Source organism: Streptococcus sp. CF7_Ac1-12 (assembly GCF_024295905.1).
Taxonomy (GTDB): domain Bacteria; phylum Bacillota; class Bacilli; order Lactobacillales; family Streptococcaceae; genus Streptococcus; species Streptococcus mitis_AP.
On record NZ_JANCPG010000003.1, the window covers coordinates 1 to 18,309 of the forward strand.

At 38.7% G+C, this 18,309-nt stretch carries 19 protein-coding genes; 15 read left to right on the forward strand and 4 right to left on the reverse strand.

Annotation, left to right across the window (positions count from 1 at the left end; genetic code table 11):
- Positions 1 to 204: 204 nt before the first annotated feature.
- From NMM17_RS02120 to NMM17_RS02140, 5 genes are all read left to right on the forward strand, one after another.
- On the forward strand, positions 205 to 1,041 hold the full coding sequence (locus NMM17_RS02120; RefSeq protein WP_254753743.1) for a transcription antiterminator: 837 nt from the start codon (positions 205 to 207) through the stop codon (positions 1,039 to 1,041).
- A 34-nt stretch (positions 1,042 to 1,075) separates the two neighbouring features.
- Positions 1,076 to 1,393 carry a PTS lactose/cellobiose transporter subunit IIA gene (locus NMM17_RS02125; protein WP_023936918.1) on the forward strand — a complete coding sequence of 106 codons (318 nt, stop codon included), beginning with the start codon at positions 1,076 to 1,078 and terminating at the stop codon, positions 1,391 to 1,393.
- Positions 1,393 to 3,084: a lactose-specific PTS transporter subunit EIIC gene (locus NMM17_RS02130; protein WP_084924483.1), complete on the forward strand. Its 1,692-nt coding sequence runs from the start codon at positions 1,393 to 1,395 to the stop codon at positions 3,082 to 3,084. Before NMM17_RS02125 ends, NMM17_RS02130 begins: the two co-directional genes overlap by 1 nt.
- Before the next feature lie 338 nt (positions 3,085 to 3,422).
- Complete coding sequence (gene lacG / locus NMM17_RS02135) at positions 3,423 to 4,829, forward strand: 6-phospho-beta-galactosidase (protein WP_084946568.1); 1,407 nt, start codon at positions 3,423 to 3,425, stop codon at positions 4,827 to 4,829.
- A gap of 42 nt (positions 4,830 to 4,871) precedes the next feature.
- Positions 4,872 to 5,129: a DUF3884 family protein gene (locus NMM17_RS02140; RefSeq protein WP_024056886.1), complete on the forward strand. Its 258-nt coding sequence runs from the start codon at positions 4,872 to 4,874 to the stop codon at positions 5,127 to 5,129.
- 104 nt (positions 5,130 to 5,233) lie between these two features.
- On the opposite strand, the gene NMM17_RS02145 is transcribed toward NMM17_RS02140, so the two are convergent.
- The 4 genes from NMM17_RS02145 to nrdH all read right to left on the reverse strand — a co-directional run bounded on the left by NMM17_RS02145 (position 5,234) and on the right by nrdH (position 9,757).
- On the reverse strand, positions 5,234 to 6,001 hold the full coding sequence (locus tag NMM17_RS02145; RefSeq protein WP_000917573.1) for a DeoR/GlpR family DNA-binding transcription regulator: 768 nt from the start codon (positions 5,999 to 6,001) through the stop codon (positions 5,234 to 5,236).
- Between the two features lie 142 nt (positions 6,002 to 6,143).
- Complete coding sequence (nrdF, locus tag NMM17_RS02150) at positions 6,144 to 7,106, reverse strand: class 1b ribonucleoside-diphosphate reductase subunit beta (protein ID WP_000451386.1); 963 nt, start codon at positions 7,104 to 7,106, stop codon at positions 6,144 to 6,146.
- A gap of 192 nt (positions 7,107 to 7,298) precedes the next feature.
- Positions 7,299 to 9,458: a class 1b ribonucleoside-diphosphate reductase subunit alpha gene (gene nrdE / locus NMM17_RS02155; RefSeq protein WP_049516644.1), complete on the reverse strand. Its 2,160-nt coding sequence runs from the start codon at positions 9,456 to 9,458 to the stop codon at positions 7,299 to 7,301.
- A gap of 80 nt (positions 9,459 to 9,538) precedes the next feature.
- Complete coding sequence (gene nrdH, locus NMM17_RS02160; protein ID WP_000259240.1) at positions 9,539 to 9,757, reverse strand: glutaredoxin-like protein NrdH; 219 nt, start codon at positions 9,755 to 9,757, stop codon at positions 9,539 to 9,541.
- 350 nt (positions 9,758 to 10,107) lie between these two features.
- Here nrdH and NMM17_RS02165 point away from each other — a divergent pair, with 350 nt between their 5' ends.
- The 10 genes from NMM17_RS02165 to NMM17_RS02210 all read left to right on the forward strand — a co-directional run bounded on the left by NMM17_RS02165 (position 10,108) and on the right by NMM17_RS02210 (position 18,270).
- Positions 10,108 to 10,371: a phosphocarrier protein HPr gene (locus NMM17_RS02165; protein WP_000146947.1), complete on the forward strand. Its 264-nt coding sequence runs from the start codon at positions 10,108 to 10,110 to the stop codon at positions 10,369 to 10,371.
- Positions 10,372 to 10,376: 5 nt separating this feature from the next.
- A complete protein-coding gene (gene ptsP / locus NMM17_RS02170; RefSeq protein WP_049516641.1) occupies positions 10,377 to 12,110 on the forward strand; it encodes a phosphoenolpyruvate--protein phosphotransferase in 1,734 nt (577 codons plus the stop codon).
- Positions 12,111 to 12,262: 152 nt separating this feature from the next.
- Positions 12,263 to 12,757 (forward strand): YkgJ family cysteine cluster protein, encoded by a 495-nt coding sequence (locus tag NMM17_RS02175; RefSeq protein WP_000031481.1) that lies wholly within the window; start codon positions 12,263 to 12,265, stop codon positions 12,755 to 12,757.
- A gap of 56 nt (positions 12,758 to 12,813) precedes the next feature.
- Positions 12,814 to 13,356, forward strand: coding sequence for a ClbS/DfsB family four-helix bundle protein (locus NMM17_RS02180; RefSeq protein WP_254753744.1), 543 nt, complete (start codon positions 12,814 to 12,816; stop codon positions 13,354 to 13,356).
- A 537-nt stretch (positions 13,357 to 13,893) separates the two neighbouring features.
- Positions 13,894 to 14,625, forward strand: a complete 732-nt coding sequence (locus NMM17_RS02185) for a hypothetical protein (protein ID WP_254753745.1) — start codon at positions 13,894 to 13,896, stop codon at positions 14,623 to 14,625.
- Between the two features lie 150 nt (positions 14,626 to 14,775).
- A complete protein-coding gene (locus tag NMM17_RS02190) occupies positions 14,776 to 14,988 on the forward strand; it encodes a hypothetical protein (protein WP_049550846.1) in 213 nt (70 codons plus the stop codon).
- Positions 14,989 to 15,107: 119 nt separating this feature from the next.
- A complete protein-coding gene (locus NMM17_RS02195; protein ID WP_254753746.1) occupies positions 15,108 to 15,800 on the forward strand; it encodes a YjjG family noncanonical pyrimidine nucleotidase in 693 nt (230 codons plus the stop codon).
- 61 nt (positions 15,801 to 15,861) lie between these two features.
- Positions 15,862 to 16,515 carry a uracil-DNA glycosylase gene (locus tag NMM17_RS02200; RefSeq protein ID WP_254753747.1) on the forward strand — a complete coding sequence of 218 codons (654 nt, stop codon included), beginning with the start codon at positions 15,862 to 15,864 and terminating at the stop codon, positions 16,513 to 16,515.
- Positions 16,516 to 16,524: 9 nt separating this feature from the next.
- Complete coding sequence (locus tag NMM17_RS02205; protein WP_001135771.1) at positions 16,525 to 16,989, forward strand: 8-oxo-dGTP diphosphatase; 465 nt, start codon at positions 16,525 to 16,527, stop codon at positions 16,987 to 16,989.
- 12 nt (positions 16,990 to 17,001) lie between these two features.
- A complete protein-coding gene (locus NMM17_RS02210) occupies positions 17,002 to 18,270 on the forward strand; it encodes a dihydroorotase (protein WP_254753748.1) in 1,269 nt (422 codons plus the stop codon).
- The last annotated feature ends 39 nt before the right edge of the window (positions 18,271 to 18,309 follow it).

Genomic DNA, 18,309 nt, shown 5'->3' on the forward strand with positions numbered 1-18,309 from the left:
TAAAAAAATTTTAAAAAAAGTTTCATGTAAAGGTTTACAAAACAACCTACTTGTGCTATACTTAAATCACAAGTTAATACAAGGTGAGTGTTACTAAGTAATATTAGGCATGATCACAGGTGAATTAGAAATCAGATGATTTTCTAGTTCATTTGTGGTCATTTTTTATACTCATATACCTTTAAAATATAAAAGGAGGTTGACATGTATCGAATTCTAAATCCAATAAATCACAATGTTTCGCTTGTCAGGCATGATAAAGGAGAAGAAGTGATTGTGATTGGTAAGGGGATTGCATTTGGAAAGAAGAAGGGAGATTTGATTTCTGAACATCAGGTTGAGAAAATCTTTCGGATGAAGACAGAAGAGTCCAGGGAAAACTTTATGGCTCTTCTCAAAGATGTTCCGCTTGATTTTATCACAGTGACCTATGAAATCATTGATAAGCTATCAAAGAAATATCATTATCCGATTCAAGAATATCTTTACGTAACCTTGACAGATCATATTTACTGTTCTTACCAAGCTCTAGCACAAGGAAGGTACAAGGATAGTAATCTGCCAGATATTTCTACCAAGTATCCTGTCGCTTTTCAAATTGCAAATGAGGCTTTTGGAATTTATCGTCAGAAGCTAGCAGATCATTTTCCTGAGGACGAAATTATTCGGATTGCTTATCATTTCATCAATGCTGAGGGTGAGAATGAAGTCCAAGTAGTTGAGTCGATTGATAAGAGGAAAGAAATTCTCAGGAATGTTGAAGAAGTGCTAAAGGACTATGCAATTCAACGAACCAAAGAGAATAATCATTTCTATGATCGCTTTATGATTCATTTGAATTATTTCCTGGATTATTTAGACCGCTCTAGAGATGATAACCAATCGCTTCTGGATATGGAAGACCATATCAAACAATCCTATCCCAGAGCGTTTGAGATTGGTTCTAAGATCTATGATGTGATTACGCAACATACGGGTCTTGATTTGTATAAGAGTGAACGAGTTTATCTAGTTCTACATATCCAACGTTTATTGTCATAAAATTTATTTAAAATTATATAAGGAGAATTCTATCATGAATAGAGAAGAAGTAACATTGTTAGGTTTTGAAATCGTAGCTTATGCTGGCGATGCTCGTTCAAAACTATTGGAAGCCTTGAAAGCTGCTGAAGCTGGTGATTTTGCAAAAGCGGATGCTCTTGTAGAGGAAGCTGGTAGCTGTATCGCAGAGGCTCACCACGCGCAAACAAGTCTATTGACTAAGGAAGCAGCTGGCGAAGATTTGGCTTATAGTGTGACCATGATGCACGGTCAAGATCACTTGATGACAACTATTTTGTTAAAAGATTTGATGCACCATTTAATTGAACTGTACAAGAGAGGAGTTAAATAATGAATAAATTAATTGCATTTATCGAGAAAGGAAAGCCTTTCTTTGAGAAACTATCTCGTAATATCTATCTTCGTGCTATTCGTGATGGTTTCATTGCAGGTATGCCTGTTATTCTCTTCTCAAGTATCTTTATCTTGATTGCCTTTGTACCAAACTCATGGGGCTTTAAATGGTCTGATGAAGTTGTAGCCTTTCTGATGAAACCTTATAGCTATTCTATGGGTATTCTGGCTCTCTTGGTAGCTGGTACAACAGCTAAGTCATTGACTGACTCAGTAAACCGTAGCATGGAGAAAACCAATCAAATCAACTATATGTCAACACTGTTAGCAGCGATTGTTGGTTTGTTGATGTTAGCAGCTGATCCTATCGAAAATGGTCTAGCTACTGGATTCTTGGGGACAAAAGGTTTGCTTTCAGCCTTCCTTGCTGCCTTTGTTACCGTAGCTATCTATAAGATTTGTGTTAAGAACAATGTCACTATTCGCATGCCTGACGAAGTTCCACCAAATATCTCACAAGTCTTTAAAGATGTGATTCCATTCACTCTCTCAGTTGTTTCACTTTATGCTCTTGATTTACTAGCTCGTCATTTTGTTGGTGCTAGTGTAGCAGAATCAATCGGTAAATTCTTTGCACCATTATTCTCTGCTGCTGATGGTTATCTAGGTATCACCATTATCTTTGGTGCCTTTGCCTTCTTCTGGTTTGTTGGTATCCATGGTCCATCTATCGTTGAGCCTGCTATCGCAGCTATTACATATGCAAATGCCGAAGTAAACTTGAACCTTCTCCAACAAGGTATGCACGCTGACAAGATTCTTACTTCTGGTACACAAATGTTTATCGTTACCATGGGTGGTACTGGTGCGACACTGGTTGTTCCATTCATGTTCATGTGGTTAACAAAATCAAAACGTAACCGTGCAATCGGTCGTGCTTCAGTAGTTCCAACTTTCTTTGGTGTAAACGAACCAATCTTGTTTGGTGCACCTCTTGTATTGAACCCAATCTTCTTCATTCCATTTATCTTTGCTCCAATCGCGAACGTTTGGATCTTCAAATTCTTTATTGAAACACTTGGAATGAATTCATTTACTGCTAATCTACCATGGACAACCCCAGCTCCACTAGGTCTAGTTCTTGGTACTAATTTCCAAGTTCTATCATTCATTCTTGCTGTCCTTCTAATTGTGGTTGACGTAGTCATTTATTATCCATTCCTTAAGGTCTATGATGAACAAATTCTAGAAGAAGAGCGTTCAGGTAAGTCTAATGATGAATTGAAAGAAAAAGTTGCTGCAAACTTCAACACTGCGAAAGCAGATGCTATTCTTGAAAAAGCAGGTGTAGAAGCAGCTCAAAATACAATTACAAAAGAAACAAATGTCTTAGTTCTTTGTGCTGGTGGAGGTACAAGTGGTCTCCTTGCAAATGCTTTGAATAAGGCAGCTGCAGAATACAATGTTCCTGTGAAAGCAGCAGCAGGTGGCTATGGTGCTCACCGTGAAATGTTACCAGAGTTTGATCTAGTTATCCTTGCCCCTCAAGTTGCTTCAAACTTTGAAGATATGAAGGCAGAAACAGATAAACTCGGTATTAAACTTGCCAAGACAGAAGGTGCTCAATACATCAAATTAACCCGTGATGGAAAAGGTGCTCTTGCATTTGTACAAGCTCAATTCGATTAACGATAGGGACTGTGAAACAGTCTCCTCTTGTTACGGAAATCGCTATGGCGAATTTCCTAATCGCCTTGTTAATTCGTTGGTAAAAAGATATCGTTTTTACCTCCTCATGTCACAATTCGATTAAGGCTAGGGACTCTGAAATAGTCTCCTATCGTTGCGGAAATCGCTATGGCGAATTTCCTAATCGCCTTGTTAATTCGTTGGTAAAAAGATATCGTTTTTACCTCCTCATGTCACAATTCGGTGACTTGGTACAAGAAGTGAGATGGAGAAGGATGGCTCACTGACTCCTCTCCTCTCACTTTTACTTTATTTAAATCAAGAAATAGGTGAAAAAAATGACAAAAACATTACCAAAAGACTTTATTTTCGGTGGCGCAACTGCTGCTTATCAAGCAGAAGGCGCTACACATACTGATGGAAAAGGACCAGTTGCTTGGGATAAATATCTTGAAGATAACTACTGGTACACTGCGGAGCCAGCTAGTGATTTTTACAATCGATATCCAGTTGACCTCGAGCTAGCAGAAGAGTATGGTGTCAATGGCATTCGAATTTCCATTGCCTGGTCACGTATTTTCCCGACTGGTTATGGTCAAGTAAATCAGAAAGGTGTCGAGTTTTATCATAATTTATTTGCTGAGTGTCACAAACGTCACGTTGAGCCTTTTGTAACTCTTCATCACTTTGACACGCCAGAAGCTCTCCACTCAAATGGAGACTTCTTAAATCGTGAAAATATTGAACACTTTGTAGACTACGCTGCCTTCTGTTTTGAAGAATTTCCAGAAGTAAACTATTGGACAACCTTCAATGAAATTGGACCAATCGGTGATGGTCAATACTTGGTTGGTAAATTCCCTCCAGGTATTCAGTACGATCTTGCCAAAGTCTTCCAATCGCACCACAATATGATGGTGTCTCATGCACGCGCGGTAAAATTGTATAAAGAGAAAGGTTATAAAGGGGAAATTGGTGTCGTGCACGCTCTCCCAACCAAGTACCCACTTGATCCTGAAAATCCTGCAGATGTTATTGCGGCAGAGTTGGAGGACATTATCCATAACAAATTTATCTTGGATGCAACTTATCTGGGTCACTACTCTGAAAAGACCCTGGCAGGGGTAGAGGCTATCTTGGCTGCCAATGGTGGTAGCTTAGATCTTCGTGAAGAAGATTTCGAAGTATTAGAATCCGCAAAAGACTTGAATGACTTCCTTGGAATTAATTACTATATGAGTGACTGGATGGAAGCCTTTGATGGAGAAACTGAAATCATCCATAATGGTAAGGGTGAAAAAGGAAGCTCTAAATACCAAATCAAAGGTGTTGGTCGTCGTGTAGCTCCTGATTATGTGCCACGTACGGACTGGGATTGGATTATCTACCCTCAAGGTTTGTATGACCAAATCATGCGCGTGAAGAAAGATTATCCTAACTATAAGAAAATCTACATCACTGAAAATGGACTTGGTTATAAAGATGAGTTCGTTGATAACACTGTTTACGATGATGGCCGTATTGATTATGTCAAACAACACTTGGAAGTATTATCTGATGCGATTGCAGATGGAGCGAATGTAAAAGGTTACTTCATTTGGTCATTAATGGATGTCTTCTCATGGTCAAATGGATATGAGAAACGTTACGGTCTCTTTTATGTAGACTTTGAAACTCAAGAACGTTACCCTAAGAAATCAGCTCACTGGTACAAGAAAGTAGCAGAAACTCAAGTGATTGAGTAGTAGAATGAGTAATTAGATATAGAATTTTAGTGAGGAAAAAAGATGTTCAAAGATTTAATCCAATCTATTTATGAAAAAGTTTATATTATCAATTTCGAAAAATGCTCTCAAACACCGTGTTTGACGAATGAAGAATTGAAAAGTCTCGGAAAATGGTATGTCTCGACTGGTAAAGAATGGATTTGTCATTCAGATTATGAGCTGGAAGAATTTAAAAATCTGTTTTTAAATTTTATCAATCCTGAAGAATGGGATAATATCTCCTTTGATTCAGATTTTATGCCGTTTCAACAATCATAAAGAATCTAGGAAACTCTTTGTAAAAATCTTCATCAAAAAATGCGTCATATCAAGATTCTTATTTTCTTGATATGACGCATTTTATATTTTATCAATCCTCAGTTTTATGGTTTAGAAAGAATAATTTTTGTTTGTTTTGAAAGTTGTTCGAAGGTTTCTTTGCTCAGTTTAGAATCTGAAACGATGGTATCAATATCTGAGATATTGTAGAAGGTGTAAAAATCAAACTTATTGAACTTACTATTGTCAGCTAGTAAGTATTTTTTATTGGAATTATTGAGGGCGATGCGTTGGGATTCACCTTCTTCTTCACTAAAGGTCGCAATCGCATTGTCCTTGATACCATTACAGCTCACGAAAGCTTTAGAAAATTGTAGATTGGCCAAATTCTGTAAGGTTAGTGTTCCCACAAATGCTCCAGTGATAGAGCGATAGTTTCCACCGATTAAAATCAAATCTGTTAGTTTTCGTTCGTTTAGGATGAGAAAGACTGGTAAACTGTTTGTTACAACACGAATATTATCGATTGGAAGTTCACGGGCAAAAGATTCCAAGGTTGTACCTGGGCCGATAAAAATAGTTTCCCCTTCATCGATTAAATGGCCTGCAAAACGGCTAATTTCTTGTTTTTCTGCGATTTGTAAGCTTTGTTTTTCAATATTGGAACGTTCATTGTTTAAAATGGAACCTGTGCGAATTTTTTCAGCACCACCGTGCACACGAACAAGTAAATCCTTGTCAGCCAACTCTTGTAAATAGCGTCTAGCAGTCATATCTGACACATCCAGGCGAGTCATGATTTCTTTTACAGTAATAGTTCCCTTTGTATTTACCGTTTCTAGAATATTATCTAGTTTTTCCTGCTTTAGCATCGTTATCACCTCTATTTCTATTACTATTTTATCATAAAGTATTCAATCAATCAATTTAAAAAACAAAAGAAAACAAAAACAAAAATATCATGGTTGTTTTAAACAAACCATGATATTTGTTATCAATTCTGAAATTGTTGACTTAGTCTAAACCGTAGTTGTAGTCATCGTCTTGCATGGCTTCAACTTCACCAAGAAGGTAACCATTTCCGACTTGAGAGAAGAAGTCGTGGTTAGAAGTTCCTGTTGAAATACCGTTCATGACAATTGGGTTGACATCATCTGCTGAATCTGGGAAGAGTGGATCTTGTCCCAGGTTCATGAGTGCCTTGTTGGCATTGTAGCGAAGGAAGGTTTTGACTTCTTCCGTCCAACCAACACCGTCATAGAGACTTTCTGTGTAGCCTTCTTCATTCTCGTAAAGAGTATAGAGCAGGTCGTACATCCATTCTTTGAGCTTTTCTTGCTCTTCTTCAGGTAATTCATTGAAACCGAGTTGGAATTTATAACCAATGTAGGTTCCGTGAACTGACTCATCACGAATAATTAATTTAATGATTTCAGCGACGTTGGCTAGTTTGTTGTTACCAAGATAGTAGAGGGGAGTGAAGAAACCAGAGTAGAAGAGGAAGGTTTCGAGGAAGACACTGGCAACTTTCTTTTCAAGTGGGCTACCGTTTAGGTAAATTTCGTTGACAATCTCAGCCTTCTTTTGTAGGTAAGGATTGGTATTGGTCCATTCGAAAATTTCTTCAATCTCAGCCTTTGTATTCAAGGTAGAAAAGATAGAAGAGTAAGATTTTGCGTGGACAGATTCCATAAATTGGATGTTATTGAAAACAGCTTCCTCATGTGGTGTACGGATGTCTGCTCGAAGGGCTTGAACCCCAGTTTCAGATTGCATAGTATCGAGAAGGGTTAAACCACCAAAGACTTTTCCAACCAAGTCTTTTTCTACATTTGATAGCTTTCTCCAGTCATCCAAGTCATTTGACAAGGGAATACGTGTATCGAGCCAGAATTGCTCCGTCAGCTTTTCCCAAGTTGATTTGTCGATGACATCTTCGATGGCATTCCAGTTAATGGCTTTGTAGTAAGTTTCCATTTGAAATCTCTTTCTGTGTTTAGTATTGCGAACTCACAATTATTTCTATTTTATCATAATTCTAGAAGAGTATCGCACAAAAAGTCGGAAGCCCGACTTTTTGCTATTTCATAGTATAGATGCTTATTCCAATTTAGTTTAGCAGGGTGAATAAATACTTATCTGAGAAAATGTAGTTTCCTCAAACAAAAATTAGATCACACAGCTTTCACATTGGTTGGCACCGACTTCTCCACCATCATCTGTAAAGGTACGGACGTAGTAGATAGACTTGATACCCTTGTTAAAGGCATAGTTACGAAGGATAGACAAGTCACGTGTCGTTTGTTTGTTTTCTTTCTTCCATTCGTAAAGACCTTTTGGAATGTCACTACGCATGAAGAGGGTGAGTGAAAGTCCTTGGTCCACGTGCTCAGTCGCAGCAGCGTAAACATCAATCACCTTACGCATATCCATGTCGTAGGCAGAAGTGTAGTAAGGAATGGTTTCTGTTGACAAACCAGCAGCTGGATAGTAGATCTTACCGATTTTCTTTTCTTGTCGTTCTTCGATACGTTGCGTAATCGGGTGGATAGAAGCAGAAACGTCGTTGATGTAACTGATAGAACCATTTGGAGCTACAGCAAGGCGGTTTTGGTGGTAAAGACCATCTGCTTGAACCTTGTCGCGAAGTTCAGCCCAGTCAGCAGCACTTGGGATAAAGACATCTTTAAAGAGTTCTTTAACACGGTCTGATTTTGGAACAAACTCGCCAGTCACATACTTGTCAAAGTAGCTTCCGTTAGCATAGTCTGATTTTTCAAAGTTGTGGAAGGTGATACCACGTTCACGCGCGATATTGTTTGATTCTACCAAGGTCCAGTAGTTCATAAGCATAAAGTAGATGCTTGTAAATTCAACAGACTCAGGCGATCCATATTCAATCAATTGTTGGGCAAGGTAGCTGTGAAGTCCCATTGCACCAAGACCAAAGGTATGAGCTTGGCTATTTCCGTGGTCGATGGTAGGAACAGCTACGATGTGTGAACTATCTGTAACGAAAGTTAAGGCACGCACCATAGCACGGATAGAACGACCAAAGTCAGGTGAAGTCATCATGTTAACCACGTTGGTTGAACCAAGGTTACATGAAACATCCGTTCCCATTTGAAGGAATTCTTGGGCATCGTTGATCAAGCTTGGTTCTTGGACTTGAAGAATCTCAGAACACAAGTTGCTCATGATAATCTTACCATCAACAGGATTTGCACGGTTAGCTGTGTCGATGTTGACTACATAAGGGTAGCCAGATTCTTGTTGCAATTTAGAGATTTCAGTTTCCAAATCACGCGCCTTGATTTTTGTCTTGCGGATATTTGGATTTGCGACTAGCTCATCGTATTTTTCAGTGATGTCGATGTAGTTAAATGGCACACCGTATTCAAGCTCTACTGAGTAAGGGCTGAAGAGGTACATTTCTTCATTTTTACGAGCTAATTCGTAGAATTTATCGGGTACTACAACACCAAGTGAAAGGGTCTTTACACGAACTTTTTCATCGGCGTTTTCTTTCTTAGTGGAAAGGAAGGCGATAATATCTGGGTGGAAGACGTTGAGGTAGACAACACCAGCACCCTGACGTTGACCCAATTGGTTTGAGTAAGAGAAGCTATCTTCGAAAAGCTTCATAACTGGAACGACGCCAGAAGCTGCTCCTTCATATCCTTTAATAGGAGCACCAGCTTCACGAAGGTTGCTGAGGGTAATTCCCACGCCACCACCGATACGTGAAAGTTGGAGAGCTGAGTTGATAGAACGTCCGATAGAGTTCATGTCATCTGTGACCTGAATCAAGAAACAAGATACCAACTCTCCACGACGAGCACGACCAGCATTCAAGAAGGAAGGAGTAGCAGGTTGGTAGCGTTGGTGGATGATTTCATTAGCAATATCAATTGCAACGGCTTCATCACCGTCGGCAAAATAAAGGGCGTTAAAGAAGACACGGTCTTCCATACTTTCAAGATAGTATTCACCGTCGTTAGTCTTCAAGGCATATTGATTATAGAACTTATAGGCAGCCATGAAAGACTTGAATTGGAAGTTTTGTTCTTTGATAAATTGAGACAATTCTTCCAAGAATTCTGGACGGTATTTCTTGATAAAGGCTGTTTCGATGTAGTTGTGTTCAATGAGGTAGTTGATTTTATCTTTGATTGAATCAAAAACCATAGTGTTTGGAACTACATTTTCTTTAAAGAAGGCATCCAAGGCTTCCTTATCTTTATGAAGCATGATTTGTCCATTGACAGGACGGTTGATTTCGTTATTGAGACGGAAGTAAGTCACGTCTTCAAGATGTTTTAATCCCATAAAATTTCCCTTATCTAATTACAAAAGAAAGGCTTCTAAGTTAGCCCTAGAAGCAGTTTCTTCTGGATGATGTACTAAGATTATGCTAATTGTTTCAGTTTTCCTGGTTGGAAACCTGAAAAGACTTCAGTTGGTGTTTGGATCACAGGAGCTGCGCTGAAACCGAGCTCTTTAACTTGATCGATGTACTCAGGTTGCTCATCAAGATTGATTTCACGATAAGCGACATTATTACTGTCCAAGAAACGTTTGGTCATTTTACATTGGACACAGTTGTTTTTAGAATAAACGGTTACCATTGTGTAACTCCTCTTTCAAAATAGATTACTTTCTTAGTATATCAGAAAATAAATTTTTGTCAATGATTTGAAACTAAATATAGTGGTCTATTTTTCTACTAAAGGTTGCAAAACACAATATGTAGTGTTTGTTTTATGAAATAGTGATAATTATCCTAGAAGTAGTTTTTTGGAAAACTATATCCTGTGTTTTGTTATCTAGAATAGAAGATTTTCAGCAAGTTATCTGAAAGGAAATCGAATAAATCCCATAAAATGCTTGAAAAAAATCCTAGAAGATGGTATAATACCAAATTGTAAGGGTTATCACATATAACTCAAAAAAGAAAGAACAAAAGGAGAGTCAAACTATGGCTTCTAAAGATTTCCACGTAGTGGCAGAAACAGGTATTCACGCACGTCCAGCAACATTGTTGGTACAAACTGCAAGCAAATTTGCTTCAGATATCACTCTTGAGTACAAAGGTAAATCAGTTAACCTTAAATCAATCATGGGTGTTATGAGTCTTGGTGTTGGCCAAGGTGCTGATGTAACTATCTCAGCTGAAGGTGCAGATGCAGATGACGCTATCGCTGCAATCTCAGAAACAATGGAAAAAGAAGGATTGGCATAAGGAAAATGACAGAAATGCTTAAAGGAATCGCGGCATCTGACGGTGTTGCAGTTGCAAAAGCATATCTACTCGTTCAACCGGATTTGTCATTCGAGACTATTTCAGTCGAAGATACAAACGCAGAAGAGGCTCGTTTGGATGTAGCTCTTGAAGCTTCTCAAAACGAGCTTTCTCTTATCCGTGAGAAAGCTGTAGGTACGCTTGGTGAAGAAGCGGCTCAAGTTTTTGACGCTCATTTGATGGTTCTTTCTGACCCAGAATTGATCGGTCAGATTAAAGAAACAATCCGTGCTAAGAAAGTCAATGCTGAAGCAGGTCTTAAAGAAGTGACTGACATGTTCATCACGATCTTTGAAGGTATGGAAGACAATCCATACATGCAAGAACGTGCAGCGGATATCCGCGACGTGACAAAACGTGTATTGGCAAACCTTCTTGGTAAGAAATTGCCAAACCCAGCTTCTATCAACGAAGAAGTAATCGTGATTGCGCATGACTTGACACCATCTGATACAGCTCAATTGGACAAAAACTTTGTAAAAGCTTTTGTAACAAACATCGGTGGACGTACAAGCCACTCAGCTATCATGGCACGTACACTTGAAATTGCAGCTGTATTGGGAACAAACAACATCACTGAAGTAGTGAAGGACGGTGATATCCTTGCCGTTAACGGAATTACTGGTGAAGTGATTATCAACCCAACAGATGAACAAGCGGCAGAATTTAAAGCAGCTGGTGAAGCTTATGCTAAACAAAAAGCTGAATGGGCACTTTTGAAAGATGCTCAAACAGTGACTGCTGACGGTAAACACTTCGAGTTGGCTGCTAACATCGGTACTCCAAAAGACGTTGAAGGTGTTAACAACAACGGTGCTGAAGCTGTCGGACTTTACCGTACAGAGTTCTTGTACATGGATTCTCAAGACTTCCCAACTGAAGATGAGCAGTATGAAGCATACAAAGCTGTTCTTGAGGGAATGAATGGTAAACCAGTGGTTGTTCGTACAATGGATATCGGTGGAGATAAGGAACTTCCTTACTTCGATATGCCACATGAAATGAACCCATTCCTTGGATTCCGTGCCCTTCGTATCTCTATTTCTGAAACTGGAGATGCAATGTTCCGTACACAAATCCGTGCCCTTCTTCGTGCTTCTGTTCATGGTCAATTGCGTATCATGTTCCCAATGGTTGCCCTTTTGAAAGAATTCCGTGCAGCCAAAGCAGTTTATGAAGAAGAAAAAGCAAACCTTCTTTCTGAAGGAGTTGCAGTTGCGGATGACATCCAAGTTGGTATCATGATTGAAATCCCTGCAGCAGCAATGCTTGCAGACCAATTTGCAAAAGAAGTAGACTTCATGTCAATTGGAACAAACGACTTGATCCAATACTCAATGGCAGCAGACCGTATGAACGAGCAAGTTTCATACCTTTACCAACCATATAACCCATCAATCCTTCGCTTGATCAACAACGTTATCAAGGCAGCTCACGCTGAAGGTAAATGGGCTGGTATGTGTGGTGAGATGGCTGGTGACCAAAAAGCTGTTCCACTTCTTGTCGGAATGGGCTTGGATGAGTTCTCTATGTCAGCAACATCAGTCCTCCGTACACGTAGCTTGATGAAGAAATTGGACACTGCTAAGATGGAAGAGTACGCTAACCGTGCCCTTACAGAGTGTTCAACAATGGAAGAAGTTCTTGAACTTCAAAAAGAATACGTTAACTTTGATTAATGTCATTAACCTTGTAACCTAGTTGCAAGGTTTTTTGACGCATTTTGGGAAAGTATAGTCTAATAAACTCCACTTTTCAATGATGAAGAGGCATGATATAATAGGAGAAACAAATAGAATAAGAGAGAAACAAATAGAATAAGAGAGAAATCATGTCTAAAGAAATTGATATTGAATATTACCACCAGCTAGCCTTACAAAAGCAGAAGGAGCATCGTAAAGTTTTAGCCAATCTAAAGAAAAAGCCACCAAAAAATCTAGATAAGATAGCCCAGCAGATTCACCAAGAAGTATTTGAGGAAATTGATTGTACTGCCTGTGCCAACTGTTGCAAGACATTGGGACCTGACTTCAAGGAAGCAGACATCACTCGTATTGCTAAGTACTTTAAGATGAAATTACCAGCTTTTGAAGCGGAGTTTCTGCAGGTAGATGAAGATGGCGATAAGGTTTTTAAATCCATGCCTTGTCCCTTTCTAGGAGGAGATAATCTCTGTTCCATCTATGATGTTCGTCCAAAGGCCTGTCGTGAATTTCCCCATACAGACAGGAAAAAAATCCATCAAATCAACCATTTGACTATTAAGAATACCTTGACCTGTCCAGCAGCCTATCTCTTTGTTGAGAAATTAAAGGATAAGTTATAGAGATTTAAAGGATAAAAAATTTCTAATAATAACTAGTAATATGAAGGGAGAACTCTGTGCCTAGACCGAAAACAAAAGAGGAGCTAATGCTGGCCTCTAAGGAAAACTATGAAAAGCTCAATCGTTTCATCTCCCAACTAAGTGAAGATGAGCTACAGATTCCATTTGATTTTTCAAGAGACCCAAAGAAAAAAGAAGCTCACTGGAAAAGGGATAAAAATCTACGGGATGTCTTGATCCATCTTTATGAATGGCAGCAGTTACTTTTGACTTGGGTACATTCCAATCAAAAAGGTCACGAAAGACCTTTTCTCCCTGAATCTTATAATTGGAAAACTTATGGAGAAATGAATATCGCTTTTTGGAAGAAGCACCAGAAAACCTCCTTAGAAGAAGCGACTAGACTCCTAGAACAATCACATAGGGAGGTTTTAGAATTGATAGAAGTTTTTAGCAATGACGACCTCTTTACCAAAGGTGTCTATAAGTGGACCGGCGGAACAAGTCTAGGTTCCTACTTTGTCAGTAACACCTCCAGTCATTATGATTGGGCTATGAAAAAACTCAAAGCTCATCGGAAGAATTGTAAGTCTCATTAGTTCAAGTGACAATGAAATTCAGGAAAGGTTCTTATAAGTTTCGAATAGCTTAGTTCTCCTTATTTTTGAGTTATTCTAGCTTTAGAATCCTTCAAAAATTAAAATTTAAGGTAATCAATGGCTTAGAATAGTACGAAAACATTTAGTTTATAGGAATTCTAGGTCTATAATCACATGGATATTTATGAAGTTAGTGTATTCGATAGTTAGGATTGTTCTATTCTGAAAGATTTGAGCTGTCAATTGTATAGGATAGTGTTTTGCCAATGAATTTTGTTGAAAGATTCCTTGTTTTATGGTAGTCTAAAGTAAAAGAAAGCCCTACCATTATATTTGTATCTTTAATCTGACTTGGTTTAGGTCTAGAAGAGGGATAGATATTTGGGATTTTAAATAACAATTATATTTTCACTTGCAAAAAAATGTATTTCAACTTTATCTAATGTAGAAGAAGGAAATATCATAAAATGCTTATGACTTGTTGGAAAGAGAATGTGAGCTAAAAATGGATTCTCTTTACATATTAGGAGTAGGTAGATGAGTAATCTAGAGTCAATTCGTAAAGCGCATATCATCGTGTGGGGTGCCTATCTATTTTTATCATTAAGGGCGCCACTAATTAGCAGCACTGAGTATTTCTTGCTTATTTTTTTAGCGTTTCTCTATTCAATAGTATCGCTACCTATATACTCTGTGAAGAATAAAATAGTATCCATTTGTTTGGCTATAAACTCGATTCTGTTAATTAGTTTTCCAATTTTAATCAATAAATTTTTCCCAGGAAAGGTTTCTACTTATATCGTATTAATAAGTAATTTTATCCTGGAGTTCTTAATCTTTAATAAAATCGGTAAAGATTTTGATACTAGATTAGCTAGCGAGTATAGGAAAATCAGTCAATTTAAAAGTAAGATGTCTCAATCTCCTTGGATAAAATATTTAGAGATTTCTAGTTTTATATTAACTATATTTCCATTTATTCTTCATGGTACAGTTGCTAATCGTGTATTGGCTCTTATCTTTTTGATAAAAATTTGTGTAGATACGACGATAAAGTTTCTATTAAACAGAATCTTTAATTCAAGTGAGGTAATGAAAAGGAGAGTATTTTCTCTGTTTGTACTAGATTTGATTGTCTATTTATTTTTAGGCTATGTTTTAGCAATTCAAAAAGACGGATATCTGTTTTCAATTCTACTAATTTTTTCTAATTTTTCACTTCCATTTATCAGAGAAAAAGAGTATGAATTATTTAAAAATAAGAAATGAGATAAATATGGTTAAATCTTACTTCTCTTTAAAATCAAATCAGATAGAGAAAAGATATCTTATCTAGGTAACAAAGTGCTTTTAATAGAGTCACCGATTACTTGTTAGGATTATGTCCTGACCATATTCAATTAAAAGGAGAATATTCAAATGAAACATTTCTTTGCTGGTATCGGAGAGATAAAATTAACTTTCTACATTTTATATGTTTTGCTAGGTCTAGCACCTTTATTTCACACTTATATAATAAATGCTGATACAAGTGTAGGAAAATCAACTTTAATTATTATAGGAGTAGTCTCTGTATTTATTTTAACTATTGCTCGAATTTATAGAAGATTTTTCTATAATTCACTAGATTAGTATGGGTTAGTTAATCAATTGGAACTATTATTCTTTGTGATAATATACTACTTTTAAGTTTTTGCATTAATCAGCCGAATGAAGTGAAAGTTGTTTATCTTAGAAAGGAAAACACCAAATTGTCTTACAAATTTCTACTTTTCGACCTCGACCACACCTTGCTTGATTTTGATGTTGCTGAGGATGTGGCTTTGACCCAACTTCTAAAAGAAAAAGGAGTTACAGATATTCAGGCTTATAAAGACTATTACATTCCTATGAACAAGGCTCTCTGGAAGGACTTGGAACAAAAGAAAATCAGTAAACAAGAGCTGGTTAACACGCGCTTTTCTCGTTTATTTGCTCATTTTGGACAGGAAAAAGACGGTAGTTTTCTAGCCCAACGTTACCAATTTTACCTCGCCCAACAGGGACAAACTCTTTCAGGCGCTCATGAACTCTTAGACAACCTCATCGAGAGAGATTATGAGCTATATGCTGCGACAAATGGCATTACTGCCATTCAGACAGGTCGTTTGGCTCAATCTGGTCTAGCACCTTATTTCAATCAAGTCTTTATCTCTGAACAGTTGCAAACACAAAAACCGGATGCTCTCTTTTATGAAAAGATTGGCCAACAGATTGCAGGTTTTAGTAAAGAAAAGACGTTGATGATTGGAGATTCTCTAACCGCCGACATTCAAGGCGGCAATAATGCGGGGATTGACACTATTTGGTACAATCCTCATCACCTCGAAAATCCCACACAAGCTCAGCCAACCTACGAAGTCCATTCTTACCAAGACTTGCTGGATTGCTTAGATAAACTGTAAAAAGTGGTTTAGATAGCCACTTTTTGCTATAATAGAGGCAGTAAAAAAGAAGGAGTCGGCTATGGAACACTCGTCTTGGCATGATTTGATAAAGGAACAATTACCTGAGGGTTATTTTGGGAAAATCAATCAGTTTATGGAGCAGGTCTATGCTCAGGGTACTGTTTATCCGCCCAAAGAAAAGGTTTTTCAGGCCCTCTTGACAACACCGCTTGAAGAAGTTAAGGTGGTGATTCTAGGGCAAGATCCTTATCACGGGCCAGGTCAAGCGCAGGGCTTGAGTTTTTCTGTACCTGACTCTATCCCAGCTCCACCATCCTTGCAAAATATCTTGAAAGAATTGTCAGATGATATCGGGGTCAAGAAATCTCATGATTTGACAGCTTGGGCTGAGCAAGGAGTCTTGCTTCTTAATGCTTGTTTGACGGTTCCGGCTGGACGTGCCAATGGTCATGCTGGGCAGATATGGGATCCTTTTACGGATGCTGTGATTCAGGTGGTCAATCATCTAGATAGACCAGTCGTTTTTGTACTCTGGGGAGCTTATGCACGCAAGAAGAAGGCCTTAGTTACCAATCCTCATCACATGATTATCGAATCAGCCCATCCCAGCCCTTTGTCAGTTTACAGAGGATTTTGGGGTTCCAAGCCTTTTTCCAAGGCCAATGCATTCTTAACAGAGACAGGACAAGAGCCAATCGATTGGCTTAGATAAGGAGAGAATATGCCTCAGTTAGCGACGATTTGCTACATTGATAACGGGAAAGAACTGCTCATGCTCCACCGTAATAAGAAGCCAAATGATGTCCATGAAGGGAAATGGATTGGTGTGGGTGGCAAACTAGAGCGTGGTGAGACGCCTCAGGAATGCGCAGCGCGTGAAATTCTCGAAGAAACAGGACTGAAAGCCAAGCCAGTTCTAAAAGGTGTTATCACTTTTCCTGAATTTACACCAGATTTAGACTGGTACACCTATGTTTTTAAGGTGACAGAGTTCGAGGGGGACTTGATTGATTGCAACGAGGGAACGCTAGAATGGGTTCCCTATGACGAGGTTTTGAGTAAGCCGACTTGGGAAGGTGACCATACCTTTGTTAAGTGGCTTTTAGAGGATAAACCATTCTTTTCAGCCAAGTTTGTGTATGATGGGGATAAATTGTTGGATACCCAAGTTGATTTCTATGAATAAAGGAGAAAGCAGATGCTACTAATCAAAAACGGTCGTGTAATGGATCCCAAGTCTGGTTTGGATCAAGTGTGCGATGTCTTAGTCCAAGATGGGAAAATTGTCAAAATTGCGCCTGAGATCACGGAAGAAAGAGCAGAAATCATAGATGCTACAGGTCTTGTAGTTGCTCCTGGCTTGGTCGATATTCATGTTCATTTCCGTGAACCGGGACAAACACATAAAGAAGACATTCATACTGGTGCCCTAGCAGCCGCTGCAGGTGGTTTTACTACTGTCGTCATGATGGCTAATACCAGTCCAACCATCTCGGATGTAGAGACTTTGCAAGAAGTTCTCCAGTCAGCTGCCAAAGAGAAGATTAATGTTAAGACGGTTGCGACCATTACTAAGAATTTTAATGGGCAAGATTTGACTGACTTTAAAGCACTCTTAGAAGCTGGAGCTGTTGGTTTTTCTGATGATGGTATTCCACTTGAAAGCAGTAAAGTTGTCAAGGAAGCCATGGAGGAAGCCAAAAAGCTTAATACCTTTATTAGTCTACATGAGGAAGATCCAGGATTGAACGGTGTTCTTGGCTTTAACGAAAATATTGCTAAAGAACATTTCCATATCTGCGGTGCGACTGGGGTGGCTGAGTATGCTATGATGGCGCGTGATGTCATGATTGCCTATGCAACCAAGGCCCATGTTCATATTCAACATTTGTCTAAGGAAGAAAGTGTCAAAGTAGTTCAGTTTGCTCAGGGGCTAGGTGCGCAAGTCACGGCAGAAGTAGCGCCACAGCATTTCTCCAAGACCGAAGCGCTCCTTTTGACACAAGGTAGCAATGCTAAGATGAATCCGCCACTTCGTTTGGAATCAGACCGTCGTGCTGTTATCGAAGGTCTTAAATCAGGCATCATCACAGTTATCGCGACTGACCACGCGCCTCATCATGCAGATGAGAAAAATGTCGAAGATATTACCAAAGCACCATCTGGTATGACTGGTTTGGAAACATCTCTTTCTCTCGGTTTAACTTATTTGGTGGAAGCTGGTGAGTTAAGCTTGATGGAATTACTTGAAAAAATGACATACAACCCATCCAAGCTTTACAACTTTGAAGCAGGTTACTTGGCTGAGAATGGTCCAGCGGACATCACTATTTTTGATGCTAAGGCTGACCGCCTGGTGGACTCCCATTTTGCTTCAAAAGCAGCTAATTCACCATTCATCGGTGAAACTTTAAAAGGGCAGGTTAAATATACCATCTGTAAGGGACAAATTGTCTATCAAAACTAGGTGGGAGTCTGCTCTGTAAACAAAAAGAATAGAGAGCCT

Coding starts and splice junctions, on each gene's coding strand:
- NMM17_RS02190 (WP_049550846.1), top strand. CDS start 14,776: ATGAAACATTTCTTTGCTGGTATCGGAGAGATAAAATTAACTTTCTAC.
- NMM17_RS02145 (WP_000917573.1), bottom strand. CDS start 6,001: ATGCTAAAGCAGGAAAAACTAGATAATATTCTAGAAACGGTAAATACA.
- nrdF (WP_000451386.1), bottom strand. CDS start 7,106: ATGGAAACTTACTACAAAGCCATTAACTGGAATGCCATCGAAGATGTC.
- NMM17_RS02125 (WP_023936918.1), top strand. CDS start 1,076: ATGAATAGAGAAGAAGTAACATTGTTAGGTTTTGAAATCGTAGCTTAT.
- lacG (WP_084946568.1), top strand. CDS start 3,423: ATGACAAAAACATTACCAAAAGACTTTATTTTCGGTGGCGCAACTGCT.
- NMM17_RS02175 (WP_000031481.1), top strand. CDS start 12,263: ATGTCTAAAGAAATTGATATTGAATATTACCACCAGCTAGCCTTACAA.
- NMM17_RS02120 (WP_254753743.1), top strand. CDS start 205: ATGTATCGAATTCTAAATCCAATAAATCACAATGTTTCGCTTGTCAGG.
- NMM17_RS02210 (WP_254753748.1), top strand. CDS start 17,002: ATGCTACTAATCAAAAACGGTCGTGTAATGGATCCCAAGTCTGGTTTG.
- NMM17_RS02165 (WP_000146947.1), top strand. CDS start 10,108: ATGGCTTCTAAAGATTTCCACGTAGTGGCAGAAACAGGTATTCACGCA.
- NMM17_RS02200 (WP_254753747.1), top strand. CDS start 15,862: ATGGAACACTCGTCTTGGCATGATTTGATAAAGGAACAATTACCTGAG.
- nrdH (WP_000259240.1), bottom strand. CDS start 9,757: ATGGTAACCGTTTATTCTAAAAACAACTGTGTCCAATGTAAAATGACC.
- NMM17_RS02130 (WP_084924483.1), top strand. CDS start 1,393: ATGAATAAATTAATTGCATTTATCGAGAAAGGAAAGCCTTTCTTTGAG.
- nrdE (WP_049516644.1), bottom strand. CDS start 9,458: ATGGGATTAAAACATCTTGAAGACGTGACTTACTTCCGTCTCAATAAC.
- NMM17_RS02205 (WP_001135771.1), top strand. CDS start 16,525: ATGCCTCAGTTAGCGACGATTTGCTACATTGATAACGGGAAAGAACTG.
- NMM17_RS02140 (WP_024056886.1), top strand. CDS start 4,872: ATGTTCAAAGATTTAATCCAATCTATTTATGAAAAAGTTTATATTATC.
- ptsP (WP_049516641.1), top strand. CDS start 10,377: ATGACAGAAATGCTTAAAGGAATCGCGGCATCTGACGGTGTTGCAGTT.
- NMM17_RS02185 (WP_254753745.1), top strand. CDS start 13,894: ATGAGTAATCTAGAGTCAATTCGTAAAGCGCATATCATCGTGTGGGGT.